Here is a 24,073-nt window from a genome sequence, read left to right on the forward strand (position 1 = left end):
TAGAAATACTTACTTGAAAAAAGTTCTTTTTTGTAGTTTTATAGTGGACAAAAAACAACACATGGAGTCAATAAAAAATTACATTTCCGAGCATAAAGAACGTTTCTTAAATGAACTAATAGAATTACTTAAAATGCCTTCAGTAAGCGCCGATACTGCATTTACTCAAGATGTTTTAGACACAGCGGAAGCTGTAAAAGCATCACTTTTAAACGCAGGGTGCGATGTTGTAGAAATTTGTGAAACTGATGGATATCCGATAGTTTATGGCGAAAAAATTATAAATGCTGCACTTCCAACTATATTAGTTTACGGACATTATGATGTTCAACCGGCAGATCCTATTAATTTATGGACCTCTCCTCCGTTTGAACCTGTTATTAAAAAAACTGAAAAACATCCTGACGGAGCAATTTATGCGAGAGGTGCTTGTGATGACAAAGGTCAAATGTACATGCATGTAAAAGCTTTGGAATTTATGGTAAAAACCAATCAATTGCCTTGTAATGTAAAATTCATGATTGAAGGTGAAGAAGAGGTTGGCAGCAGTAATCTTGCTGTTTTTGTAGCGAACAATAAAGAAAAACTGGCTAACGATATTATCTTAATTTCTGATACTGGAATGATTGCCAATGATGTACCATCTATTACCACAGGCCTTCGTGGTTTGAGCTATGTAGAGGTAGAAGTAACAGGCCCAAACCGTGATTTACATTCTGGCTTATATGGTGGCGCAGTGGCCAACCCTATTAATGTACTGACTAAAATGATTGCTAGCCTTCATGATGAAAACAATCGTATAACCATTCCTGGTTTTTATGATAAAGTAGAAGAATTATCAAAAGAAGAGCGTGCTGAAATGGCAAAAGCACCATTTAGTCTTGAAAATTATAAAAACGCTTTAGCTATAGAAGATATTTATGGTGAAAAAGGGTATACCACCAATGAACGTAATTCCATAAGGCCTACACTTGATGTGAATGGTATTTGGGGTGGATACATTGGAGAAGGTGCTAAAACGGTTATTGCGAGCAAAGCCTTTGCAAAAATCTCTATGCGTTTAGTACCCAATCAAGATTGGAAAGAAATTACCGAATTATTTAAAACACACTTTGAAAGTATAGCTCCCAAAGGTGTTACTGTAGTTGTAAAGCCGCATCATGGAGGGCAAGGCTATGTAACTCCAATTAATACTATTGGGTATCAAGCTGCATCAAAAGCTTATGAAACTACTTTCGGCAAAAAACCAATTCCTCAACGTAGTGGCGGTAGTATTCCTATCGTTGCTTTATTTGAAAAAGAACTGAATAGTAAGACAATTTTAATGGGCTTTGGTTTAGATAGTGATGCTATCCATTCTCCTAATGAGCATTTTGGGGTATGGAATTATTTAAAAGGTATTGAGACCATTCCATATTTCTATAAATATTTCACGGAAATGAATTCATAAAAAATTACGACAAAAAAATCCGCTTAAAACTAAGCGGATTTTTTTTATGTCTATGGAAGTTGAGTTTAAGCTAAACTTTTTTTACATATTTAGTGATAATAACAATTTGTTGCCCATCAACCTTGCCCTCAATATATTCTGCATTTTCATGGTCTAATGAAATTCTACGAACGGCTGTTCCTTGTTTGGCAACCATACTAGAACCTTTTACTTTTAAATCTTTTACTAAAACAACACTATCACCATTTTCTAAAATTACACCGTTTATATCTCTATGAATAATTTTTTCACTTTCAGAAAGTCCTTCTCCTGTTGCTTTAGCCCAGTTTAATGCATCATCTTCTAAATACATCATATCTAGCAAATCTTTTGGCCAACCTTCTGCCTTTAGTCGAGATAACATGCGCCAAGCTATTACTTTTACACTGTCATACTCACTCCACATACTATCGTTTAAGCATCTCCAATGGTTAGGATCTGTAGCATCTGGATTTTCAATTTGATGTATACATACGTCGCAAGTCAATAAACTACCATCTATACCACCAACCGATACTGGTGGCACTTCGTACACTTTTAAATTGTTTTCTGCAGCGCATAGCTCACATTTATTTCCACTACGTTCTTTAAGCTCGTCTATTACCGTCATTACTATTTTTTAGTGCTGTAAAATTAAGATAATCTATCAAAAAACGATTAAGATTTAAACAATTCTGACTATTTTTCCTCTACACTTGTAGAATTGAAATATTTGTTCTATGTTTGTAGAGTTAATTCTAAAAACGTAGAACATGCAACTTTCAAAATCCGAAGAAGAACTAATGAATATTTTGTGGAAACAGAAAACTGCTTTTATGAAAGATTTACTAGAGGCTTATGACGACCCAAAACCAGCAACAACAACTATTGCTACGCTTTTAAAAAGAATGGCAGACAAGGGTTTTGTAGCTTATAAAAGCTTTGGAAGATCACGAGAATATTATCCATTGGTAAAAAAGAAAGATTATTTTTCTAAACACGTAAACGGATTAATAAAAAACTTTTTTAATGATAGCGCCAGTCAGTTTGCCTCTTTTTTTACACAAGAAACTGAACTTACCAAAGAAGAATTGGAAGATTTAAAAGCCTTAATAGATAGTGAACTTGAAAAAAAGAAACTATGATACTCTATATCTTAAAAACAAGCATTTGTTTTATACTGTTCTTAGGCTTCTACAAGTTGCTACTGGAAAAAGAAAATATGCATGTATTTAAGCGTTTTTATTTAATTGCTTCAATATTTTGCGCTTTCATCATTCCTGCTATAGTTTTTACAGAATATGTATACGTAGATCCAGCACCTGTGCTACAAAGTTTTACGCAAAACTTTGCCTTAACTGAATTACAAACAACGACTATCCCAGAAAAAACTAATTACCTGAACACCCTACTTTGGTCAGTTTATGGACTAGGAGTATTCTTATTTGGCTTTAAATATTTTCAAAATTTGTTTCAAATAAGAAATAGAATTTTCAAAAACCCAAAAATTAAGAAGCATCATATTATCAATGTATTACTACAAGAAAATTTAGCGCCACACACCTTTTTCAACTTTATATTTCTGAACAAACAAAAGTATGATGCACATGAAATTCCGGCTGAAGTATTGCTCCACGAACAGACCCATGCTGCACAAAAACACAGTATAGATGTGCTTTTTATTGAGTTTTTACAAGTAATCTTCTGGTTTAATCCTTTGGTGTATGCCTATAAAAAAGCAATAAAACTAAATCACGAATTTTTAGCAGATTATGCGGTAATGCAAAAAGGCATTGAACTAAAAAAATATCAAAAAATATTATTGGCATTCTCATCAAATGCCCAAACCCAAGAAATAGCATTATCAAATGCCATCAATTATTCATCAATCAAAAAACGATTTACAGTCATGAAAAAAAACACCTCAAAAAAAGCCGTTTGGCTCCGTAGTTTATTAGTGTTACCCCTTGTAGCACTCGCCCTTTATAGTTTTAGTGAAACTAAAGTTTTGGAAGTTACTCAAACATCAGACGAAAAATTAGAAAATAAAATGCTTTTAAAGGCATATTCGCAAGAGAGAAGTCATCAAAAATCAGATTCCATACGTTATTTTACAAAAGCAAATGTGCCTACTCCCAATGATTTTGAAAAATGGAAAAACGCAGCTGAATTTGCTCTATGGATTAATGGAAAACCTGTTAATAATAAAGCTTTAGAAAATTATAAAGCAGCAGATTTTGTACACTATTCTTCGAGTTTTGTTTATAATAATGCCAGAAGTGAACGATTTCCACAACCATATCAAGTTAGTTTGTACACCCAAAAAGAATTTGACAAACAGTTTACAATAAATGAAAGGGAAATAATTATTCAAGTCTATAAAAAAGAATTTTTATATATCAATAGTAAATTGATGAAGGTAAATAATTTAAAAGATTACCTATCTAAACTAAATACGGATTTAACTCAAAAAGAACGTTCTGAAAAAATAAGCGCTATCATTAAAGCACCCAAAAGTGTAATGGAAACTGCATTAAAAGTGAATACTATTTTAACAGAATATGGATGTGCAACTATAAATATTGTTGGCACAAATACCGACCAAAAGGGTGCATCGAAAACACAACTTTCGGAATATAATGCACTAGCTAAAAAGTATAATGCGCAACCTATAAATAAACGAATTATTAAAAAAATAGAGCTAGAAAAACTAGAATCTATTTATAGCGTAATGACTAGTGAGCAAAAACAACAGGCGCAGCCTTTCCCTGAATGTCCACCACCACCAGCCGCAAACCAAGATGGTGCTACTAAAGAGCAAATTTCTGAATACAACGCCATTGCCAGTAAATACAGTGATTTGAATGCTAAAACAAGTATTAAAAAATCAGAAGTAGATCGAATGACATATCTCTATAGCCTCATGACCGAAAAACAAAAAAGAGAAGTAGCGAATTTTCCAGAATTACCTCCAATGCCGGAACCACCAATGCCACCAGTCCCTCCAACTCCAATGTCTGCTTTAGACCATGTTGTTGAAATGGCTAAAAAAGGAGCCACTTTTTATAGCGAAGGGGAAAAAATTAGCTCTGATGAAGCCATCAAACTTCTAAAAAATAATAAAAATTTAAATATTGATACCCGAAGCTCTAATAGTAATAAGCCAGTTGTTAGAATATCAAAAGCACCGATTGTTATAGAAAATTAGTTTTATATCATAAATCATTCTTAAAGCCTTCAATTTTGAAGGCTTTTTTTGTAACATTTGGAGTACTAATGCGTTCTATAAACACTGTTTTTAAAGGTTTAACAATCTTTTTCAAATAGAATTAGTATTTTAGACTTTCATCAATCAATAAATCAAATCATTATGTTACAACGTTTTTTTATCCTTTGCTCCGGAGCAGATTCTGATATCTTAAAAGAATGTTCTCAGGGAGAACGCAATAAATATGCAGGAATTGGTGCCACGGTATTCTTTACTGCAGTTATGGCTTTTATTGCTAGTAGCTATGCCCTTTATACTGTTTTTGACAATTTGTACACCGCCATTTTCTTTGGATTGGTTTGGGGCTTACTTATTTTTAATCTAGATCGTTTTATTGTTTCCACTATAAAAAAGAGAGAAAAATTCAGTAGCGAATTACTACAGGCTACACCACGAATAATTCTGGCTATTATCATTGCTATAGTAATTTCTAAGCCCTTAGAAATGAAAATTTTTGAAAAGGAAATTAATCAAGTGTTATTAGAACAAAAGAATGAATTAACGCTTGCCAACAAAGATCAAATTGCTTTACAGTACAATCCAACAATTGAGAATTTAAATAAAGATATTGAAGCTTTAAAATCTGAAATTGTAACGAAAGAAGCGGAAACTAATGCGCTTTACGATACCTACATTTCGGAAGCTGAAGGTACTGCTGGCACCAAACTTTTAGGCAAAGGACCTGTTTACAAAGAAAAACGCGACAAACATGATGCTGCTCTAGCAGAATTAAAAGCTTTAAAAGAAACCAATGCACAGAAGATAACTGCTATAGAAAATCAGATTACAGGATTAAATACCGAGTACACAAAATCAGTAACAGATTCACAACCTATTATAGACGGTTTTGATGGTTTAATGGCACGTATTACCGCTTTAAACAAATTACCATGGTTACCGTCATTTTTTATATTCTTATTATTCTTAGCTATTGAAACATCGCCTATCATAGCCAAACTACTTTCTCCCAAAGGATCATACGATTATAAATTAGAAGAAGAGGAAAGCGTTGTAAAATCTTGGGTGACTCAAAAGGTAAAACAACGTGAAATGGTTGTGGACACCGATGAAGCTCTTAATACTAAAATATATGCTGAAATCGCTGAAGAAGAGGCCGTATATGCTTATAAAAAACAAAAAGCAGAAGAGCTTTTAAAATTGCAAGCAGATTCTTTTCATAAACTACAAGTAAAGAATTTGTAGTGCGGGTTAATTACCCCAAACACGTTTCCAAAGTTCTGACAACAATTTTTTAGCATCTGCACCAACTCTTTGGTTTTCAATAATCTCAAGGGTTCCGTTCTCTTGTTTTAATTGATAACTAAATGCAAATTGTTTTTCTTTTGGGTCCATACTAATAAGGCCAAACCTAAGGTCGTTAAAATATAACGATCCTTTATTTACAGAAATAGTGTACCACCCTTCACAAATAGCAATAAGTCGTTTTACTTTATCATTTTCAGCTAGAAGACCTAATGCTTCGTAATTTTTTGGGTAGCTTTCAAAAGTAATTGACTTAGAATCAAAGAAAGAATAATTGGCTATTAAATAGGCATCGGCTGTTTCAATATTTGCAGTCCATAAAATAGTATTAAAAGGGCTTGGGCGTGTATCGATATCCTTATAAGCAATTTGTTGATCTGCCAGTGAAGTAGTGAAATTTTGATAAGCAACACCTTTTAAAACTAAAGTTATTGCCATATAGGCCGTACTTATAATTAATCCCCATGTGTTATAAATTCTTCTCTTTGAAGAGGTTCTTTTTTGGTTTATAGCCAGAATAAGAAAAAACAAGAAAGGAAGGGTATAAAGTGGATCTATTACAAAAATATTTTGGAAGGCTAAACGTGTTTCAAATGGCCAAAAAAGTTGTGTTCCCCAAGTAGTAAAAGAATCTAAAATTGGGTGCGTGAATAGTCCCCAAAACATTAACCATGACCACTCTTTCCAAGTCGCCTCTTTTTTAGGTAGAATTTTATATGTTAACCACCCAAATATGGGTGCAAAAATAATAGAAAATACTATGGAGTGACTAAAACCTCTATGCCACTCTATGGCAGTAATAGCATCGTTAGTTAAAAAACGAGTAAGCACATCTAAATCAGGTATCGTCCCGGCTATGGCACCAAAAAGCATTGCTTTATTGCCTACTTTTTTACCCAACACAGCTTCGCCTACCGCTGCACCAAGCACAATTTGGGTTAATGAATCCATCTATAGGTTATTAAGTGTCCCGTTTTGGGTTAAAAAAGTTCATAATTAAGACTGATTTATGTTTACCTGGCATTTCTAACTTTCTAAATACATGGTAATTTTTTAATCAACAATTTCCATCTTTTTAAGTAAAAACGAAGCGTTCATGTTTTGACATATACCGTCTTTGAATTTATAATCAAAATGTAATTCGTTATTAATTATTTCGGCATCAAAATAATGGTTTCTAACTTGCGGCAAATCATTAGCTGCCTCGCACAAACTTAAATCATGTGTAGCTATAATTCCCGTTGCTTTGGAAGAGATTAATTTTTCCACAAACTTTCTGGAACCAATAGCTTTATCGGTACTATTGGTACCTTTTAATATTTCATCTAAAACAATAAAATAGCGGTCGCTTTTAATTTCGTCGACCACAAAACGGAGTCTTTTTAATTCAGAGAAAAAATACGATTCATCATCCGTAAGGGAATCTGTTGTGCGCATACTGGTGATTAATTTTATTGGGGAATATTCCACCTCCTTAGCGCATAAGGGCAATCCAATATTCGCCATTACAATTTGCAAAGATACCGTTCTTAAAAAAGTACTTTTCCCTGCCATATTAGCCCCTGTAATGATAAAAAACTGTTCATTTTCAATCTGAATATCATTCAAGACACTCTTATCAGGGTTTAACAATGGATGTCCGGCTCCTTTCGCGTTTAAAACTGTTTGGTTTGCTGCAAGCTTAGGAAATACATAATTTGGGTGATTGTAAGTAAAATTTGCAAGACTATTATAAGCATCAAAAAAAGCAATAGTTTCGAACCAATGCTGCACTTTTTGACCATGCGCCAAAATCCAGGTTTCTATTTTATAAGATTGATAGATATCCCAAAGTAAAAATCCATTAGCAAAAAGACCAAAAAGCATGTTATTCCGCTGATCTAAAGCGCCTAGAATTCGTGAAAATTCATGTACTATTTTTGAAGTTTTTACAGCATCATTTAAGATGGTTTCTCGTTTCTCTTTTAATAAACTAGACTGGAATTCTATATTTTCTATTTCGAGTATTAATTTTTGATACTGATGAAATGTGGTCTGAATTTTACCTGTATCATTGGCGAGCTTGTTAATGTTTTTTACATAAAAACCAGTAATAACCAATCCAACAATAAATAGGGCTAACAATACAAAAATGGATAGCGGAATGACGAAATACCCAATTATCCCTAGCAGTGAAATTGATCCAAATATATAAGGAAGTATTTTCATGGTTTTTGATAAAAATGGCTTATAATTTTCCAACCATTTTAAAATAGCGTCATAAGGAGTCTCTGTTTTTACCAGTGATGCTATAGCGGAAAATTCTTGTCTCCATTCTGGTAATTCTGCTAGTTCCTTTATGGCATTCTGTTTTTCAAGGATATAGTCAATAGAATTTTCTGTAAAAATATCTGCCAATTTTTTACTGCCTTGATGCAATACTGTTCTATTTAAATATTGATAAAATGAACCCTTCCCGAATAAATCAATATCTTGACTAAAATGATGTAGTGGGTTTTTGAACTCACCACCATCAGGTAGTTTATGAAAATTTCTATCCAATACCTGAAGTTCAGTTTCGTTTATTTTAATTAAAGCCAGTAGTTTTTCTTTCTTGTAATTTATATCGGTATGGCGAGAAACTAAAAAAAGAAAAACTGCCAAACTCAACACAATAACACCTATAGTGGCGTTCATGCTTTCGTGAAGCATATATACTCCAAAAACAGCGGCAACAAACAACACTAAACGCAACATACTCGAAATAAATAATTGCGATTTTATCTTTACGAGAGCCTCTTTATACGTCTGTATTTTATGGGAATAAAAAGTATGTAACTTTTGCATTTAAAAAATTATGAAATGAAACGTAAAGATAGGTTTTCTTTTAAAAAAAAGACCAGCTTTCGCTGGTCTAATCACCTATAGTGTTCGGGGGGAACTAGCTACAAGTAAGATTTGGGGAACTTTATAAATTTTAATCGGGTTTTCTAATTCTTTTGGTAAAAGTACTACGGAAGAAAATGGTAAAACGTACCAAAGAGACCAATTCTCCTATAAGGTTCGGTCAATGGTAGAAAAGTGTAGTTAAATGGAATTGAATAGAAGCTTAATCTAGACTGGCCAACTCGTCTTTTAATTTTTTTGTCAGTTTAGAAACCACCAAGTCATAAGAATGATCTATTAATTCTAATATTAATTTAGGTGAAATCTTTTCTACAATTAGTGTATTCCAATGTACTTTACTCATATGATAGCCTGGGAGTATAGCCCCATCATGCTCCTCACGAAGTTCTATTGCTTTTTCTGGATTACATTTTAAATTTACTTGAAGCGGTAAGCGTTCTAATGAAACAAGGGCAAACATTTTTCCCATAACTTTAAAAACCAAGGTTACATCGTCAAAAGGAAAATCTTCAGTAACTCCTTTTTTTGAAATAAAATACGATCTTAAAGTTTCTATATCCATAATTATCTATGTCAATGCTGATAAATCAGTCCAAACAATTCTTTGTTTATGCACTTCTTTATCTCCAATATCGTTACCTGTAATGGTTTCGATATGCTTTCCATTTAAATGCATATAAAAATTAAAGGCACTTACATTATTCTCTAAAACCCACAAATACATACTTTTACTAGTAGCATGTTGTTGGCATGCTTCTGCAATACGTTTCATTATTTGTTTGCCAACACCTAGCCCCTTTGCTTCATTAGCAACGTGTAGATTATCCAACAGGGTACCATATTCAGAAGATTGGTCTAAAAAAGCACAACCAAAACCAACTAATATTGTGTCTTGTTCTGCTAAAATTATATATTGATTTTCTGCAGGAGTTTCTAGCCTATTTTTCCAAACTTTTAGGCGATCTTCTAATGCCAAATGATCTAAAAAATGGGCGCTAAAATCTGTTCTATAATTCTCTTGCCAGCTCTTGGCATGCAGCTCAGCAATAGCTTTATAATCTTCTTTATTTGCCGCTCTATACTGCAACATTATAAGTGCTCAATGCCTTTAGAATCGTAAACAATAACTTTAGTCCATAATTTACTGGACTCTTCAATAAATAATAAATGCGGCGCTTCTTTTTGGTAAGCCTCTTGTGCTTCTGAAGATTCAAAAGAAACAATTAAGGAATAGGTAAATGAACCATCTACAACATCACGACTTGCTTTTGGCGCCTTACCGATAAACTTAGTTTTTGCATACGCAGAATGATCAAGAAATTTGCGAAGCGATACTTCAAAAGCTTTACAATCTTCTTTGCTATCTGGGTTTTTCAACCAGAAATAAACGGTATGCGCAAAATTAGAATCAAAATTATTCATGCTTTTTTCATCTTGTCCGTAGAAAACGGAAGTACATGCTAAAAATATAAAAATTGCAATGGAGTTTTTCATTTTATTTTTCTAAAAATCGGGTTAATTTATTTTTTCGTTGTATTAATTGGTCTTTTGCTTCTATTCGTAAAGCCGAATAATCCAGCCTCCAGCCTATTGTCTCTACAATGGTTTCAATTAATAAAATTGCTTCTAAAGCTTCGTTTTTCGCTGTTTCCATTAAACCACTTTCTGGAATTTTATCACGAATATGTTGTTTTGCTTCTTGGTTTAATACTGTTAAATCATCTGGAGTAAATGCATTAAACATTCCGTTTTTTATATCGTAAAAATCCAATTCAGGTTCTATAGATAATATTTCAGGTTCTGGAAAACTGGACAGTATAATTCTCTTATTTTCAGTATCAGCATTAAGAATTAGCTTTTTTAAATCGTAACCTATTTGTGCTTTTGCGTTGATCACAATCAATGCCTTTTTTTTACTGGTCACCAAACTTAAAAAACGTTCTTTGGTATTTTCATACCTATAAATTTCGGCAAAATCTCCCTCAACGGCAATAAGCTTACAAACACTCTTTATTTTTTCTAACAATACGTGCGATTGCACCTCAGTAAGTTCTTTACTCCTCTTTTTTCTAAAAAAATTATATACCCAATAGGTAGCAATTGCTCCTAAAATTAACCCTAGTAAAGTATCAAAAATATTATCCATTCTTATTTGCCAATTTCACCTAAATGAGTGAATTTAAATCCTTTCTCATACTTTAACCCATACCCTAAAAACCGATCAAAAGCTGCATGAGAAAATACGATTACCCCAATTAATTGACACAAAGGTATTGAAAGATAAACACCTAATAAGTATATTAGTATCGCTATTGCTCTATGATGAAATAGGTTGTAAGTAATTGCCCCTATTTTAGCATTAAATAAATAACCAAACATTCCAATATCGGGAGTTAACAACAAGGCCACAAACCACCACCAATCATAGTTGAGCAAACTAAATAGATATATTCCTAAAAGTAATAAGAATAGCTCTTCTAACTTTAAAACAACATTCATTCTTCTATTATTTTATATAAAACCGGTCTACTGGGGCTTGCATCATTCTCGAATGGAGCTACCTGCAAATTTAAAAGATACGATCCATCTTTTATGGCATTGTCTACAAATATAAATTCGGTAATGGTAGCGTGTTTTCTAATAGAACCATTAGTATTCCAGAATGCATTGTGAGCCAATAATTCTCCATTATCGTGTTCTTTATCTACAGAAGGCAAATCTATTAGCAAATGTATAATACCTAATTCTACAAGGTATCTAGCCGCTTCTTCTAAAATATAGGGCGGATTGGAATTGGAATATTGTTTGTTAAGCTTTTCCCTTAAATTAGGCATGGTACGTATCACAATTGCCTCAGCCTTACTATTACGTATGGCGTATTGCAATTGCTTTTTAGAAATGACAAAATCTCCCTTTTGTTTTTCTGGAGCGATGGTAATTACCTCAGCTAAAAAAAAGTATTTTTTTAAATTTTGATTTACAGAATGGAATTCTTCGGTAATATGCCCAACACACTCTGTATGCGTACCATGCGCATGCGGATTAAACCAAATATCATTAAAATTTGTTGATGCGCCTTCGGTTACTTTACCTACAAAATCGCCTTCTCTATGCGCTTCTATTCTGGGTTGCTCAATATACCAAGCATTTACATTTGAAACGTCGCCAGTTAAAGGAATAGAAATATCTAAAGGCGCTGATAAATCTACCGAATAGATTTCTTTTTTATGTTTTATAGTAGCTTTCAAAATGGTAATGTTTAGTTATGACAAGTTAATCATAAATAAATTAGAGGCAATTCCATCCGCTAAAAATTTACCTTTTTTTGAGGTGTAAAGTGTATTTTTCTCCATAAGCAAAAGCTCCTCTTTTACATACTTTTGAGCATTTTGCAATAGATAGTTTAAATATCTAGTTCCGAATTCCTCTTCAATTCTAGTTAAAGAAACGCCCCAAATAGTGCGTAAACCCGTCATTACATACTCGTTATATTTATCGGTTTGAGAAAGCATTTCTTTTTCTAAAGGCAATTCATTTTTTTCAATTGCTTTTAAATACTTAGCGTTATTATTAATATTCCAAGCTCTGTTGTTACCATCATAAGAATGCGCAGACGGACCAATGCCAATGTATTTTTTACCCAACCAATAAGCCGTATTATTTTTAGAAAAATAATTAGGTTTCCCGAAATTAGAAATCTCGTAATTCACAAATCCATTTTCTTCCATTTTCTGCACCAGAATATTAAAATGATCTTGAGCAACTTGATCGTCTACAGGTTTAATTAATCCTTTTTTTATAAAACTTGCCAATGCAGTTTTTGGCTCCACCGTAAGTGCATAACTAGAAATATGTGGTACTCCAAAAGATAGTGCTTTATCAATATTTTGCTCCCACCGTTCATTACTCATATCTGGCATTCCGTAGATTAAATCTATTGATATATTATCAAAAAACTGAATTGCTTTCGCAATTGAATTATCTGCCTCTTTTGCCGAATGAGCACGATTCATTAGTTTTAAATCTTCTTCAAAAAAAGACTGAATACCTATACTTAATCTGTTTATTTTACTATTGGATAGTTCTTCAATTTTTTGGTCAGATAAATCGTCAGGATTTGCTTCCAGTGTTATTTCTGGATTCTCAACAACTTTATAATTTTGATAAACCGCAGCTATAATTTCATTTATTTCATGAGAAGATAATACAGAAGGCGTTCCGCCACCAAAGTAAATTGTTGCTACTATTTCATCTCTAAATTCTGATTTGCGTAGAACAAGTTCTTTTTTTAAGGCACTAACCATCGCTTCTTTTTTTTCCATACTGGTAGAAAAATGAAAATCGCAATAATGACATGCTTGTTTGCAAAAAGGAATATGGATGTAGATGCCGGCCATAATTTAGTGTTCAGTAATTAGTATCAGTCGGCAGTTATACCGAACCAAATTTACTTGGATTATTGATCATATAATTTATCAACCTTCCTATTTCTTCACAATTTTCAGCTAGTTCACTATAAGTTTCTTGATCAATATATTGACACGCTAGAGAAAATTCTAACCATGTTTGAGTTTCAGAATTCTCCGCATCACTATCCGTTAATTTACTAATAAAGTTTTTAGGGTAGATTCGTTTACGATAAGCCTCAGCTATATTTGAACTCACACTTCTAGAAGATCTCCTAATTTGATCTGTTAATGAGTACATTTCTTCCTTGGGATAGGATTTGGTAATTGCAAATATCTTCATTGCTAAAGCAAATGATTTCTTATAAGCCAATAGTTCTTGGAATTTCATAACTGATATTTTGTGCCAACTGTAACTGGCTACTTTTTTACTCTTTTTTCATTCTGTTTTACAAAGGCATCCCAACCTGTATAACTTTTACCAACTTCTATTCTGCCCTCATTATAAAAATGACATACCGCAGCTGCTAGTCCGTCTGTGCTGTCCAAGTTTTTAGGTAATGTTTTTAAGCCTAACATACCCTGTAGCATTTTAGCCACTTGCTCTTTACTAGCATTTCCGTTACCTGTAATAGCCATCTTAATTTTTTTCGGCAAGTACTCTGTAATTGGTATTTGTCGTGATAATCCCGCAGCCATGGCTACCCCTTGTGCGCGACCTAGTTTTAACATAGATTGTACATTCTTGCCAAAAAAAGGCGCTTCAATGGCAATTTCGTCTGGATGATAGGTGTCTATCAACTCAATAGTACGCTCAAAAATTAGTTTAAGCTTTACATATGGATCAGTATACTTGCTCAAAAGCAATTCGTTCATTTGAATAAACTCCATTTTTTTATTCACCACCTTTATTAAGCCGAAGCCCATAATAGTGGTTCCAGGATCAATACCTAAAATTATCTTTTCGTTTGCCAAAGGTTTTTTATTTGGTGTTCAATACTATAGGAATTCTAAACTTTGCTTTTACAGGAATTCCGCGTTTTAATGCAGGTGTTGCGCGTGGTAAGGTGGTTAAACATCTAGTTATTATAGCATCAAACTCCGGTATTTGTTCATCTACAATAGCGTTATTTTCAATATCTAAAACCGATATTTTCCCTTTCTTATCCATTAAAAAATCTACGTAAAGGGTATCTACAAATTCTTCTTTTAAAATAAATTCGAAGCCCTGTAATGATTCTGAAAAATGACTCAGTAAGGTATCTTCGAAACACTTCCTATTTTCTTCCTTAGAATTGGTTTCGTCACAATTTTCAAAAAGTGGAAACTGATCCACATCGTTAAAATTAATATGCTGCATTTCGCGTGTGACCAATTCTTGCGTTTTCACTTCTTTTGAAGTAAACAAATCGCAGGAAACCACTAAAAAAAATCCGCAAAAAAGGAATAGTGTACGCATGTGCGTTTAAATCTTTGCGGAAAATTACGATTTTTTGAGGTATTTAATTACTCGCAAAGTGTATTTCCTCTTTGAGTTCTGATATTCTACGTTTAGCATAATCCGTAAAGTAATCTCTTTTACCTCCATAATTATCTACAAGCTGCTCGTAGTAACTTAGTTTTACCTTAGGATCTTCGTAATACTGATCCGCAATAAAACAAATTTGGTAATAATAAATTACATTAGAAGTGTCTTCTTCATGTGCTAATTTATAATACTTTATAGCTGTTCTAAAGTCCTTTTGCTCACTAGCAATCCGCCCTAAAGCTTGGTATTCTTTATCAAGAACTACTTGTTGTACGTCAATAGATTTATTAATATAAACTTTGGCACTATCTAGTTGTTTATCTTCCCAAAAAACCTTGCCTATACTGAATAAAACACGTGGATTTTCTTCATCAATAACAAGTGATCTATTGTAGTTTTCTATTCCTTTTGCATATTGATTTGTACTAAAATACGCATTACCTAAGCGTTCAAAAATGTAAAATTTAGTAGTTTCTCCTAATGCAACCATCTTTTCAAATAAAGGAATTGCTGCTTTAAATTCATCGTTGTTATACAATGCCAATGCTTTTAAATTAATAATGGACACATCATTCTCATAAAAGCTTAAACCTAAATCTGCATATTTCACCACAGAATCTCGTTCTTGTTCAGCAACATAATATTTTGCTACTTGATAAATACTGCGCAGATGCGTACTATCTACCGCAATGGCTTTTTTAAACCATGTAATACTTTTAGAAATGGAATCTAAATCATTGAATGCATTACCCAAATAATAAAAGTATTCAGGGTTGCTGGGGTTTTCCGCACTCAGATCTTCAAAAATACGTTTAGATTTTTCCGCCTTCTTTGTTTTATCATATAATTTCCCCAATTCAAATTTGGGAATTTGACCTTTAGGATCTTGCTTTATAAGGGCCTCATATTGTAAAATTGCTTTATCATAATTACGTATAGCATTATAAGTTCTGGCAATCTGCAATTTAGCATTTGGTGTATTTACTTTAGCATACTCATTAATTGCTTTGGTATAGTCTCCAACGGTATAAAGGCTGTCAGCCATAGCCAAAGCCGAAGTCTGAGCTTCGGCTTTTAGCACGACTAAATAAAAAAATAATAGCATTAGATTTTTCAAAGACCTACTAATTTTTAGATTCAGCTATGCTGTTTCCTATTACTGTTCTTAGTGCATTAATCTCGTTATCCAAGTTCTGAATTATTGAGTTTGAAGGTTTTGATGTTTTCAACAAACGCCCTCGTTCTTTCAATAAAGTATTTAATTTATCGATGGCTATGCTTTCATTTGGGTAGTTGCTTATTAAACTTTCAGGGATCAAATCAAGTTCCTTTTCACTTTGTAATTTAAACGTTACAGGCACTGAAAAAGGCACATTTACTTCTTTTCCCCTTTGTATTCCCGGTTTCATGTTTGGCAATAACAAAAGAATACGTTTCGTTTCTTCCTCTAACAATTTACTTGGCCCTCTTAATCTAATATCATTTATAACGCCATCCTTACCAATAACAAACATGGTATTTACTTTCCCCTGTATACCCAAATCTTGGGCTTCTTGCGGATACCTAAAGTTTTTACTAATGTGCTTATATATACTTTCTTGGAAGCAGGCTCGTTTGTCACTTGCATTTTCGCAGCCAGGGTAAATGGGTGCTTCTTCTACTGTGGAAAAAGGAATCCCCAATTTATCATCCAACACTATTTTTTCATCAATTACCTGCAATTTGCTCTCCATTTTAAAAGTAATGGGAATTGAAAATGGCACACGAACATTTTTGCCTCGTTGTTTTCCTGCTGTCATTTTTGGTAACAGAGAAATAATTCTGGCCGCCTCTTTTTCTAATATTTCACTAGGACCTCGCATTTTTAAATTTCCAATGTTACCCCTTTCATCTATTACAAACATTAAATTTACTTTCCCTTGAATACCCTTATCTTGAGCCTCTTGCGGATATCTAAAGTTTTTACTAATGTGTTTGTAAATACTTTCTTGAAAACAGGCTCGCTTATCACTAGCATTTTCACAACCCGGAAATACTGGAACTTCATCAATTACGGAAAATGGAACATCTATCATTCCCTCAATTTCGGAAACCACTACTTCATCATTGGGCACCGTTTTACCACCAATAATAGTTTTCATTTTACCATCGGTTATAACTAGAGTATCATAGGTGTCAGAATTTAGTATTTCATCTAGCAACTCCTGCTGTTTAGATTTTTCTTCAGTTGTCATATTTTGTACATCTACCACACGATAAGTAATAGTATTTCCATTTCTAGTAATGGTTTCTTGTACTTCTTTAACTTCGTATTCTTCAACCCTAACAAACTTTTTTTGATAAATATTGAAAGAATAAACTCCATCTGTAAGTACTATACTTTCAAGCTTATGATTTTTTGAAATATCATCTATGATGCCATTAAATTCGCGAATTTCATCACCTGTAAGGTCTTTTACATCTTTTACTTTTACAAGGGTATACTTTTCAGGATAATCGTTTTCTGATTCCATTAAAATAACATCGTGACTATACGCTGAAATAGAGATTTTTAAATTGTCATCGAGAATTAAGAAAGCTTGTCTATATTTTATATACTCATTATATCTTTGAGTAGATGGGGCAATGGTTTTTACAATCAAATTTTCAACTTTCTCACCTGCTTCTTTCATTTTTTCTATCAATGAATCGTAATATATTTTTGAGTATAATTCCGACTTAAAAAAGTGCTCCTTAGTCATTATGGAGTCTAACTCACTTTTTTTAGTCATCATATAATAATTCGTATAGGCTGTAATTACAGACCCAAATTCAAAAACCTCTTGATCTATTTCTGCTTGTATTTTCTTAATCAAGGCTGCATCATCTTCATCTTGTACGATATCGATGGCATCAAGAGAACTCTCGGGCGCCGCAGAGGTGTAAATTAACATTCCAAGCACTAATGGCACTAAGACCAAATACTTTAATTGAAATATTTTTTTTGATTTTGATTTTTGTAACATGACGATTCGTTTTTTGATTAATGAAGTTTTAAAAAATGGATTGATGAAGGAGATGTGTTGTGTTTGAAATACTTGCGATAGCAATAATTGGTATTGCTCTTTTTTATGCGTTTTTGCCACTTGGGCATCTGCTATAAACTCGTGCAATTCAGAAATTCGGTTTTGATAAATGTAAACCAACGGATTAAACCAGTTTGCAATTCGGAGCAATTCAAAAAATACTAAATCATAAGAATGACCTTGTTTAATATGTACCAACTCATGCTGAATGATGCTTTCATGCTCTTTTGAAATAACTTTATCGCCTAAGAAAATAGATTTAAAAAATGAAAATGCTACTTCACTATTTTGAATGATTACCCTAGTGAAATGCGGTAAATAACGCACTTCTCCTTTCTGTTTTAATTGTTGAATTTGATAGAGTTTATATAAAAAAATCATTAAAGCCAATGCCATACCTCCGAATAGCACAACTGATTTCCATGGCAACTCAAAACTTTCCGCCACTGGGGCTGTAAGCACAACCTCAGTAGCATTGGTATTCCACAAATATTCCGGATAAACAACAACCGCTTTGGGAACATTTGTTTTCAACGCTTCAATCTTAATCCACGGCAATACCATCGATAAAATATAAGTGCCAATTAAATACACGCGATTCCACTGAAAAAAGGTTTCTCGTTTTAAGAAAAAATCATAAATGATTAAAAACAGTAACTGAAACCCAATACATTCTAAGGCATATTGTATCATTTTTCTTCTTTTTTAATTTCTTTTAAAATAGCTTCTAACTCCGAAAGATTCATATCGTTCTTTTTCATAAAAAACGATACCATACTTTTAAACGAGCCTTGAAAATAACCATCTACCAGTTTATTTATGGACTGATTGCTGTAATCTGCTTTTTTAAGTATTGGAAAGTACAAGTAGCCTTTCCCTTCTTGTTCGTGATCCACAAAACCTTTGCTTTCTAATATGCGAACAATTGTAGAAACTGTATTGTATGCTGGTTTTGGCTCAGGTAATTCCTCAATTATCGACGCAACATTACATTTCTCTAATTGCCATAACACTTGCATGACCTCTTCTTCTGCTTTTGTCAACTGCTTCATAAATAATTATATTTTCATTTCATTTCCTTGTTGTAGAAAATCTAAATGATTCATATTTCAACAACTTTCAACTAACTCTTTAGTTCAAATATAACTAAATATTTAGTTTAAACTAATTTTTTAGTTGAATAAATTCTTATCCTGACAAAAACATTTAAAATAGTTGTAACAAAATCATACTATCTTCGTCCTATTACAAAACATTTTTAAATGGATATAGCGTTAGTAATTTTAGGCTTTATATTTATGCTTATTGGTATACTTGGTAGTTTTTTGCCCGTATTGCCAGGGCCTCCTATTAGCTGGATTGGACTATTATTGCTTTTTATAACAAGTGTAATTCCAATGGATTGGTGGTTTCTAGGCACTACACTAGTCATTGCGCTAATAGTTTTAGCTATGGACTACATTATTCCTGCCATGGGAACTAAAAAATTTGGTGGTAGCAAAGCTGGAATGATAGGTACTACGCTTGGACTTCTAGTAGCGCTAATTTTTCCAATACTAGGAATATTTGGTATTATAATCTGGCCTTTTGTTGGTGCTTTTATTGGCGAAATATTAAATAAGGCAGATAAAAAAACCGCTTTAAAAGCGGCTTTTGGTTCTTTCCTTGGTTTTTTAACTGGCACCTTTTTAAAATTTATGGTCACCATTATTTATTTAGGCCTGTTTATAGCCAAAACTTGGGAATATAAATCTGCACTTTTTAGTTTTTAAAAGTCTACAACCAAACCGTTTTATTTTCAATTGGCGTTCTTGCTGAATCTGGAATTTCACCATCATAATGTCCCATATAGAAAAATCCTAAACAAGCTTCGTTTTCGTTCATGTCGAAAAATTCGCCCATGTGTTTTATTAAACCTGGGGAACTCCAATACGCTCCAATTCCTAATTCTGTACAAGCAAGCCACATATTCTGTACAGCCATGGCTACGGCAGCAATTTCTTCCCATTCAGGAACACTTTTCATAGGGTCTCGTTGCATGCAAATTGCAATAACAGCACCTGCTAACTTCGGATTTTCAATAAGCTTTTTTGCTTTAAACTCCTTAGGGCTAGGATCGGTTTCTAAGTACTTTAAAGATAAGAATAACCCTAATTTTTCCTGAATTTCGCCTTGCATCACTCTAAACCGCCAAGGCTCGGTTTTTTTATGTGTTGGCGCCCAATTTGCCGCTTCCAACACTTTTTCAATATCCGTTTTTGCAATTGATTTACCATTATATTGCACTGGAAAAACCGAACGTCTATTTCTTATTACATCAAAAATCATACGTAGTATTTTTATAGAAAGGTAAAGTTAAGTGTCTTAAATTAAACGCTTGCACTTGTTAACACTAAATTTAGACAATGTTTTATTGTTGGATTTCTATTGTCTTTTTTCCATATAACAGACAACTCCGCGCGTTGTTTAATATTCTGTAGCTTAATAAATTTTACGCCCATTTTAAATCCATATTGAAGTGACGTTGGAACAATAGCAATACCTAATTTATTTTCTACCAGTTTAAAAATGGTCTGTGCATGAACCGATTTATGGGAAACTTTAGGTGTAAATCCCGCATCTTCGCAAATACTCATAACAGTATCAAAATACAAGGGACTATAATCTTGAGAGAATAAAATAAAATCTTCTCCAGCTAATTGACTTATATTTTCAAAATTATCATTGGTAATGGTATGGTCTTTTGGCAAGACTAATGAAAATGTATCCTTGAAAACGGTTTTAATTCCTAACTCTTCTGGAACCCTTGCTAAACGAACAAAGCCAATATCTAACTTATCTTTAAGAATTGCATTTACTTGGGCATTATTAGAAAGTTCGTCTAACGATGTTTTTATTTGCGGATATTTATCTCGTAATTTCAACAATAAATTAGGAACAACGGTTTGCATGGCGGAACCTAAAAAACCAATCCGTATTTCACCAAAATCACCATCTGCGACCAGTTTCAGCTGTTTTTTGGTTACCTCTAAATGATTGATAATAAATTCTACTTCTGACTTTAAAAATGCCCCAGCAGGGGTTAATGCTACCTTTTTCTTATTTCTAATAAACAAAGGTGTTTCTAAAATTTCCTCCATTTGTTTTATTTGTCTGCTTAAACCAGGCTGAGAAATAAATAGCTTTTCAGCGGCTTTTCGGTAATGAAGTTCATCGGCCACAGCCAAGAAATAATGAAAATGTCGCAATTCCAGTTGATAACTCACAGTTATTATATATTGATAAAATTGATATTGGTAATTATCAAAGTTAATGAATAACTTTAGTATTCTAAAAAAACAGAAATGGGTTCAACTTTAAAATCTTTCAAATTCGGTGAAGATTGGCTTACTGCTAGCATTACGCTTTCTATAGCAAAAGGAAAAACAAAAGCAGAATTATCTATTGCGACAAGAAAAAAGGTAAATGACAGTGCTAAAATTGTCGCCAACATTGTTGAAAAAGGTAAAGCGGTCTATGGAATTAATACCGGTTTTGGGCCACTTTGTACTACTAAAATATCGAAAGAAGAAACTAAAATTTTACAAACCAATATTCTTAAAAGTCATAGTGTTGGCGTAGGAAAACCAATTGATACCGAAATTGCTAAATTGATGTTGATTTTAAAATTGCAATCCTTAGCAAAAGGCTATTCTGGTATATCTGAATCTACCTTAAACCGTATTTTGTGGCATATAGAAAATGATGCAATTCCTGTTGTACCCTCACAAGGCTCGGTTGGTGCTTCTGGAGATTTAGCACCTCTTTCACATTTATTTCTTCCTTTAATCGGATTAGGAAAAGTGCATTACAAAAGCAATGATATTGAAACCAAGGAACTTTTTAGACAAACAGGACTCACAAGTGTTGAACTTGGGCCAAAAGAGGGTTTAGCATTGATTAATGGCACACAATTTATTGCTGCACATGCCGTAAAAGTAATAGAGAAACTTCATAGTTGTTTATCACAAGCTGATATTATTGGCGCTATGATGGTAGAAGGATTACAAGGTTCTGTAAAGCCATTTTTTAATGAACTCCATGCGCTTAGACCCTTTAAAGGGAATATTCATGTGGCCAAACGCATTAAAAGACTGCTAAAAGGTTCAGAAATTATGGAAGATCATATAGATTGTGATCGAGTTCAAGATCCGTACTCACTGCGTTGTATGCCACAAGTTCATGGTGCATCTCGGAACGCATGGTTGCATTTAAAAGAGTTGGTAGAAATTGAATTGAATTCTGTTACCGATAACCCCATAATAATCGATGAAGAATTAACTATAAGTGGTGGTAATTTTCACGGACAACCTTTAGCTATGGCATTGGATTATGCCTGTTTAGCGGCATCGGAAATTGGAAATATTTCGGACCGGAGAATTTACCTTGCCTTAGAAGGTAATAGCCCTGGCGTACCTAAATTATTAATGAAAGAAACAGGAATTAACTCAGGCTACATGATTCTTCAATATACAACAGCAGCTTTGGCTAGTGAAAATAAGGGACTTTGTTTCCCATCGAGCGCAGATAGTATACCTACATCATTAGGACAAGAAGATCATGTGAGTATGGGTTCTATTGGTGGAAGAAAAGCATTGCAAGTAATAGAAAATGTAGAGAAAATTCTAGCCATAGAATTATTAACTGCTGCACAAGCCTTTGAGTTTAGAAAGCCCATGAAATCTGGAATATTTTTAGAAGAGATTCATAAAGCTATTCGTGAAAAAGTTGCTTTTGCAGCTAAAGACCGGGTATTTGCCGACGATATTGAAAAAGGCATTGAAATGATAAAAGATCAGACCATCATTAAGGTAATTGAAAAAGTGAGTCAAACTGAAGGCGTTTCCTTAAAGACAAAATTTTCTGATGAATTTGAAGTATATTAAGAACATGAAAGCATTAAAACTTATAGGTCCGTTTAAACAATTAGTTACCATGGCAAATTTGCCATTAAAAGGCGCACTTACTGACGACCAATTAACCATTATCGAAGACGCAGGCATACTTATAGAAAATGAACAAATAAAAGAAATTGGCTTATTTACTGTGATGCTCTCTGAAGCTAAACAAACTGAAATTGAAGTCATAGCACTTCAAGGCAATCATGTTTGTTTACCTGGCTTTATAGATTCGCACACACATATATGTTTTGGTGGCACAAGAGCTAAAGATTATGCCATGCGCAATGCTGGAAAAACTTATTTAGAAATTGCAAAAGCTGGTGGTGGTATTTGGGATACCGTAACACAAACACGAAAAGCTGCTTCGGAAGAATTAATAAAAAAAACGCTTAAAAGAACAAAGCAACATCTTAAAAATGGTGTCACCACAATTGAAGTAAAAAGTGGTTATGGGCTATCTGTAGAAGAGGAATTAAAAATGCTTCGTGCTATTAAAAATGCAAATTCTCAAACTCCTTTAGATTTAATTCCGACTTGTTTAGCCGCGCATATGAAACCTAAGGATTTTTCAGGTAGTAATGCTGAATATCTGAACGAAATTAGCACTACTCTTTTTCCCATTTTAAAAGAAGAAAAACTTACTAACCGCATGGATGCTTTTATTGAAGAAAGTGCTTTTTCGAAAGAAGATATCAGACCTTATTTTAAGAAAGCCAAAGAAATAGGTTTTGATATTACCGTTCATGCAGATCAGTTTTCAACAGATGGTAGTGCTATAGCTGTAGAATTTGAAGCTATAAGTGCTGATCATTTGGAAGCATCAACCAAAAATGAAATTGAATTACTAGCTAAAAGTAATGTCATTGCAACTGCGCTTCCCGGGGCATCCTTAGGGTTGGGCTGCAATTTTACTCCAGCTCGTAAATTATTGGATGCAGGTTGTGCCTTAGCCATTGCTAGCGATCATAATCCGGGTTCCGCGCCAATGGGCGATTTACTTACTCAGGCTGCTATTTTGCAAACTTTTGAAAAGCTATCCAATGCCGAAGTTCTGGCAGGTATAACCTTTCGTGCTGCAGCCGCTTTAAATTTAAATGATAGAGGCCAATTAAAAGAAGGACTTTTAGCTGATTTTGCCTTATTTCATACCGACAATTATAACGAAATTCTATACCATCAAGGTGCTTTTAAACCTTGTATGGTTTTTAAAAATGGCGCACTAGTATACGACAAACATCAAACAAATTAG

Annotated in this window: 25 protein-coding genes; 7 read left to right on the top strand and 18 right to left on the bottom strand. The window is 33.4% G+C overall.

The features are described 5' to 3' along the window. Window positions 1-61 precede the first annotated feature (61 nt). The gene (locus B8963_RS01920; RefSeq protein WP_084059718.1) at window positions 62-1,450 is read left to right on the top strand and encodes a dipeptidase; all 1,389 of its coding nucleotides are present in this window, start codon (window positions 62-64) and stop codon (window positions 1,448-1,450) included. A 70-nt stretch (window positions 1,451-1,520) separates the two neighbouring features. Here B8963_RS01920 and B8963_RS01925 read toward each other — a convergent pair whose 3' ends face one another. Beyond that, window positions 1,521-2,099: a PhnA domain-containing protein gene (locus tag B8963_RS01925; RefSeq protein ID WP_084059719.1), complete on the bottom strand. Its 579-nt coding sequence runs from the start codon at window positions 2,097-2,099 to the stop codon at window positions 1,521-1,523. A 142-nt stretch (window positions 2,100-2,241) separates the two neighbouring features. Between B8963_RS01925 and B8963_RS01930 the strand changes: the two genes are divergently transcribed. The 3 genes from B8963_RS01930 (at window position 2,242) to B8963_RS01940 (ending at window position 5,939) form a co-directional block, all read left to right on the top strand. Then, a complete protein-coding gene (locus tag B8963_RS01930) occupies window positions 2,242-2,613 on the top strand; it encodes a BlaI/MecI/CopY family transcriptional regulator (protein ID WP_084059720.1) in 372 nt (123 codons plus the stop codon). 77 nt (window positions 2,614-2,690) lie between these two features. Further along, window positions 2,691-4,676: a M56 family metallopeptidase gene (locus tag B8963_RS01935; RefSeq protein WP_159447265.1), complete on the top strand. Its 1,986-nt coding sequence runs from the start codon at window positions 2,691-2,693 to the stop codon at window positions 4,674-4,676. 162 nt (window positions 4,677-4,838) lie between these two features. Next, a complete protein-coding gene (locus B8963_RS01940; RefSeq protein ID WP_084059722.1) occupies window positions 4,839-5,939 on the top strand; it encodes a DUF4407 domain-containing protein in 1,101 nt (366 codons plus the stop codon). A 6-nt stretch (window positions 5,940-5,945) separates the two neighbouring features. Here B8963_RS01940 and B8963_RS01945 read toward each other — a convergent pair whose 3' ends face one another. The 15 genes from B8963_RS01945 to B8963_RS02015 form a co-directional block, all read right to left on the bottom strand. After that, window positions 5,946-6,950, bottom strand: a complete 1,005-nt coding sequence (locus B8963_RS01945; protein WP_084059723.1) for a metal-dependent hydrolase — start codon at window positions 6,948-6,950, stop codon at window positions 5,946-5,948. 102 nt (window positions 6,951-7,052) lie between these two features. Continuing rightward, the gene (locus B8963_RS01950) at window positions 7,053-8,825 is read right to left on the bottom strand and encodes a MutS-related protein (RefSeq protein WP_084059724.1); all 1,773 of its coding nucleotides are present in this window, start codon (window positions 8,823-8,825) and stop codon (window positions 7,053-7,055) included. Between the two features lie 262 nt (window positions 8,826-9,087). Next, window positions 9,088-9,447, bottom strand: a complete 360-nt coding sequence (locus B8963_RS01955; RefSeq protein WP_084059725.1) for an MmcQ/YjbR family DNA-binding protein — start codon at window positions 9,445-9,447, stop codon at window positions 9,088-9,090. Between the two features lie 6 nt (window positions 9,448-9,453). After that, a complete protein-coding gene (locus B8963_RS01960; protein ID WP_084059726.1) occupies window positions 9,454-9,975 on the bottom strand; it encodes a GNAT family N-acetyltransferase in 522 nt (173 codons plus the stop codon). After that, window positions 9,975-10,379, bottom strand: a complete 405-nt coding sequence (locus tag B8963_RS01965; RefSeq protein WP_084059727.1) for a Dabb family protein — start codon at window positions 10,377-10,379, stop codon at window positions 9,975-9,977. The genes B8963_RS01960 and B8963_RS01965 overlap by 1 nt, the downstream gene beginning before the upstream one ends. A gap of 1 nt (window position 10,380) precedes the next feature. Then, complete coding sequence (locus B8963_RS01970; protein WP_084059728.1) at window positions 10,381-11,031, bottom strand: DUF4230 domain-containing protein; 651 nt, start codon at window positions 11,029-11,031, stop codon at window positions 10,381-10,383. A 2-nt stretch (window positions 11,032-11,033) separates the two neighbouring features. Then, entirely contained in the window at window positions 11,034-11,384 is a 351-nt protein-coding gene (locus B8963_RS01975) for a DUF4260 domain-containing protein (RefSeq protein WP_084059729.1), read from the bottom strand. Beyond that, on the bottom strand, window positions 11,381-12,133 hold the full coding sequence (locus B8963_RS01980; protein WP_084059730.1) for a cyclase family protein: 753 nt from the start codon (window positions 12,131-12,133) through the stop codon (window positions 11,381-11,383). The genes B8963_RS01975 and B8963_RS01980 overlap by 4 nt, the downstream gene beginning before the upstream one ends. 15 nt (window positions 12,134-12,148) lie before the next feature. Then, window positions 12,149-13,282: a radical SAM family heme chaperone HemW gene (gene hemW, locus B8963_RS01985; protein WP_084059731.1), complete on the bottom strand. Its 1,134-nt coding sequence runs from the start codon at window positions 13,280-13,282 to the stop codon at window positions 12,149-12,151. 34 nt (window positions 13,283-13,316) lie between these two features. Next, complete coding sequence (locus tag B8963_RS01990; protein ID WP_084059732.1) at window positions 13,317-13,682, bottom strand: four helix bundle protein; 366 nt, start codon at window positions 13,680-13,682, stop codon at window positions 13,317-13,319. 29 nt (window positions 13,683-13,711) lie between these two features. Then, window positions 13,712-14,266: a crossover junction endodeoxyribonuclease RuvC gene (ruvC, locus tag B8963_RS01995; RefSeq protein ID WP_084059733.1), complete on the bottom strand. Its 555-nt coding sequence runs from the start codon at window positions 14,264-14,266 to the stop codon at window positions 13,712-13,714. Between the two features lie 7 nt (window positions 14,267-14,273). Further along, the gene (locus B8963_RS02000) at window positions 14,274-14,750 is read right to left on the bottom strand and encodes a hypothetical protein (protein ID WP_084059734.1); all 477 of its coding nucleotides are present in this window, start codon (window positions 14,748-14,750) and stop codon (window positions 14,274-14,276) included. Window positions 14,751-14,793: 43 nt separating this feature from the next. Continuing rightward, a complete protein-coding gene (locus B8963_RS02005) occupies window positions 14,794-15,924 on the bottom strand; it encodes a tetratricopeptide repeat protein (protein ID WP_084059735.1) in 1,131 nt (376 codons plus the stop codon). A gap of 19 nt (window positions 15,925-15,943) precedes the next feature. Then, complete coding sequence (locus B8963_RS02010; protein WP_084059736.1) at window positions 15,944-18,577, bottom strand: M56 family metallopeptidase; 2,634 nt, start codon at window positions 18,575-18,577, stop codon at window positions 15,944-15,946. Then, window positions 18,574-18,936, bottom strand: coding sequence for a BlaI/MecI/CopY family transcriptional regulator (locus B8963_RS02015; RefSeq protein WP_084059737.1), 363 nt, complete (start codon window positions 18,934-18,936; stop codon window positions 18,574-18,576). Before B8963_RS02015 ends, B8963_RS02010 begins: the two co-directional genes overlap by 4 nt. 210 nt (window positions 18,937-19,146) lie before the next feature. Here B8963_RS02015 and B8963_RS02020 point away from each other — a divergent pair, with 210 nt between their 5' ends. Continuing rightward, a complete protein-coding gene (locus B8963_RS02020) occupies window positions 19,147-19,656 on the top strand; it encodes a DUF456 domain-containing protein (protein WP_084059738.1) in 510 nt (169 codons plus the stop codon). A gap of 4 nt (window positions 19,657-19,660) precedes the next feature. Here B8963_RS02020 and B8963_RS02025 read toward each other — a convergent pair whose 3' ends face one another. Further along, complete coding sequence (locus B8963_RS02025) at window positions 19,661-20,212, bottom strand: nitroreductase family protein (protein WP_084059739.1); 552 nt, start codon at window positions 20,210-20,212, stop codon at window positions 19,661-19,663. 41 nt (window positions 20,213-20,253) lie between these two features. Next, window positions 20,254-21,150 (bottom strand): LysR family transcriptional regulator, encoded by an 897-nt coding sequence (locus B8963_RS02030; RefSeq protein WP_084059740.1) that lies wholly within the window; start codon window positions 21,148-21,150, stop codon window positions 20,254-20,256. Window positions 21,151-21,228: 78 nt separating this feature from the next. Here B8963_RS02030 and hutH point away from each other — a divergent pair, with 78 nt between their 5' ends. Continuing rightward, window positions 21,229-22,809 carry a histidine ammonia-lyase gene (hutH, locus tag B8963_RS02035; RefSeq protein ID WP_084059741.1) on the top strand — a complete coding sequence of 527 codons (1,581 nt, stop codon included), beginning with the start codon at window positions 21,229-21,231 and terminating at the stop codon, window positions 22,807-22,809. Window positions 22,810-22,813: 4 nt separating this feature from the next. Next, window positions 22,814-24,073, top strand: coding sequence for an imidazolonepropionase (gene hutI, locus B8963_RS02040; protein ID WP_084060689.1), 1,260 nt, complete (start codon window positions 22,814-22,816; stop codon window positions 24,071-24,073).

This window comes from Cellulophaga tyrosinoxydans, assembly GCF_900176415.1.
Classification (GTDB): domain Bacteria; phylum Bacteroidota; class Bacteroidia; order Flavobacteriales; family Flavobacteriaceae; genus Cellulophaga; species Cellulophaga tyrosinoxydans.

Coding starts and splice junctions, on each gene's coding strand:
- B8963_RS01920 (WP_084059718.1), top strand. CDS start 62: ATGGAGTCAATAAAAAATTACATTTCCGAGCATAAAGAACGTTTCTTA.
- B8963_RS01925 (WP_084059719.1), bottom strand. CDS start 2,099: ATGACGGTAATAGACGAGCTTAAAGAACGTAGTGGAAATAAATGTGAG.
- B8963_RS01930 (WP_084059720.1), top strand. CDS start 2,242: ATGCAACTTTCAAAATCCGAAGAAGAACTAATGAATATTTTGTGGAAA.
- B8963_RS01935 (WP_159447265.1), top strand. CDS start 2,691: ATGCATGTATTTAAGCGTTTTTATTTAATTGCTTCAATATTTTGCGCT.
- B8963_RS01940 (WP_084059722.1), top strand. CDS start 4,839: ATGTTACAACGTTTTTTTATCCTTTGCTCCGGAGCAGATTCTGATATC.
- B8963_RS01945 (WP_084059723.1), bottom strand. CDS start 6,950: ATGGATTCATTAACCCAAATTGTGCTTGGTGCAGCGGTAGGCGAAGCT.
- B8963_RS01950 (WP_084059724.1), bottom strand. CDS start 8,825: ATGCAAAAGTTACATACTTTTTATTCCCATAAAATACAGACGTATAAA.
- B8963_RS01955 (WP_084059725.1), bottom strand. CDS start 9,447: ATGGATATAGAAACTTTAAGATCGTATTTTATTTCAAAAAAAGGAGTT.
- B8963_RS01960 (WP_084059726.1), bottom strand. CDS start 9,975: ATGTTGCAGTATAGAGCGGCAAATAAAGAAGATTATAAAGCTATTGCT.
- B8963_RS01965 (WP_084059727.1), bottom strand. CDS start 10,379: ATGAAAAACTCCATTGCAATTTTTATATTTTTAGCATGTACTTCCGTT.
- B8963_RS01970 (WP_084059728.1), bottom strand. CDS start 11,031: ATGGATAATATTTTTGATACTTTACTAGGGTTAATTTTAGGAGCAATT.
- B8963_RS01975 (WP_084059729.1), bottom strand. CDS start 11,384: ATGAATGTTGTTTTAAAGTTAGAAGAGCTATTCTTATTACTTTTAGGA.
- hemW (WP_084059731.1), bottom strand. CDS start 13,282: ATGGCCGGCATCTACATCCATATTCCTTTTTGCAAACAAGCATGTCAT.
- B8963_RS01990 (WP_084059732.1), bottom strand. CDS start 13,682: ATGAAATTCCAAGAACTATTGGCTTATAAGAAATCATTTGCTTTAGCA.
- B8963_RS02000 (WP_084059734.1), bottom strand. CDS start 14,750: ATGCGTACACTATTCCTTTTTTGCGGATTTTTTTTAGTGGTTTCCTGC.
- B8963_RS02005 (WP_084059735.1), bottom strand. CDS start 15,924: ATGCTATTATTTTTTTATTTAGTCGTGCTAAAAGCCGAAGCTCAGACT.
- B8963_RS02010 (WP_084059736.1), bottom strand. CDS start 18,577: ATGATACAATATGCCTTAGAATGTATTGGGTTTCAGTTACTGTTTTTA.
- B8963_RS02015 (WP_084059737.1), bottom strand. CDS start 18,936: ATGAAGCAGTTGACAAAAGCAGAAGAAGAGGTCATGCAAGTGTTATGG.
- B8963_RS02020 (WP_084059738.1), top strand. CDS start 19,147: ATGGATATAGCGTTAGTAATTTTAGGCTTTATATTTATGCTTATTGGT.
- B8963_RS02025 (WP_084059739.1), bottom strand. CDS start 20,212: ATGATTTTTGATGTAATAAGAAATAGACGTTCGGTTTTTCCAGTGCAA.
- hutH (WP_084059741.1), top strand. CDS start 21,229: ATGGGTTCAACTTTAAAATCTTTCAAATTCGGTGAAGATTGGCTTACT.
- hutI (WP_084060689.1), top strand. CDS start 22,814: ATGAAAGCATTAAAACTTATAGGTCCGTTTAAACAATTAGTTACCATG.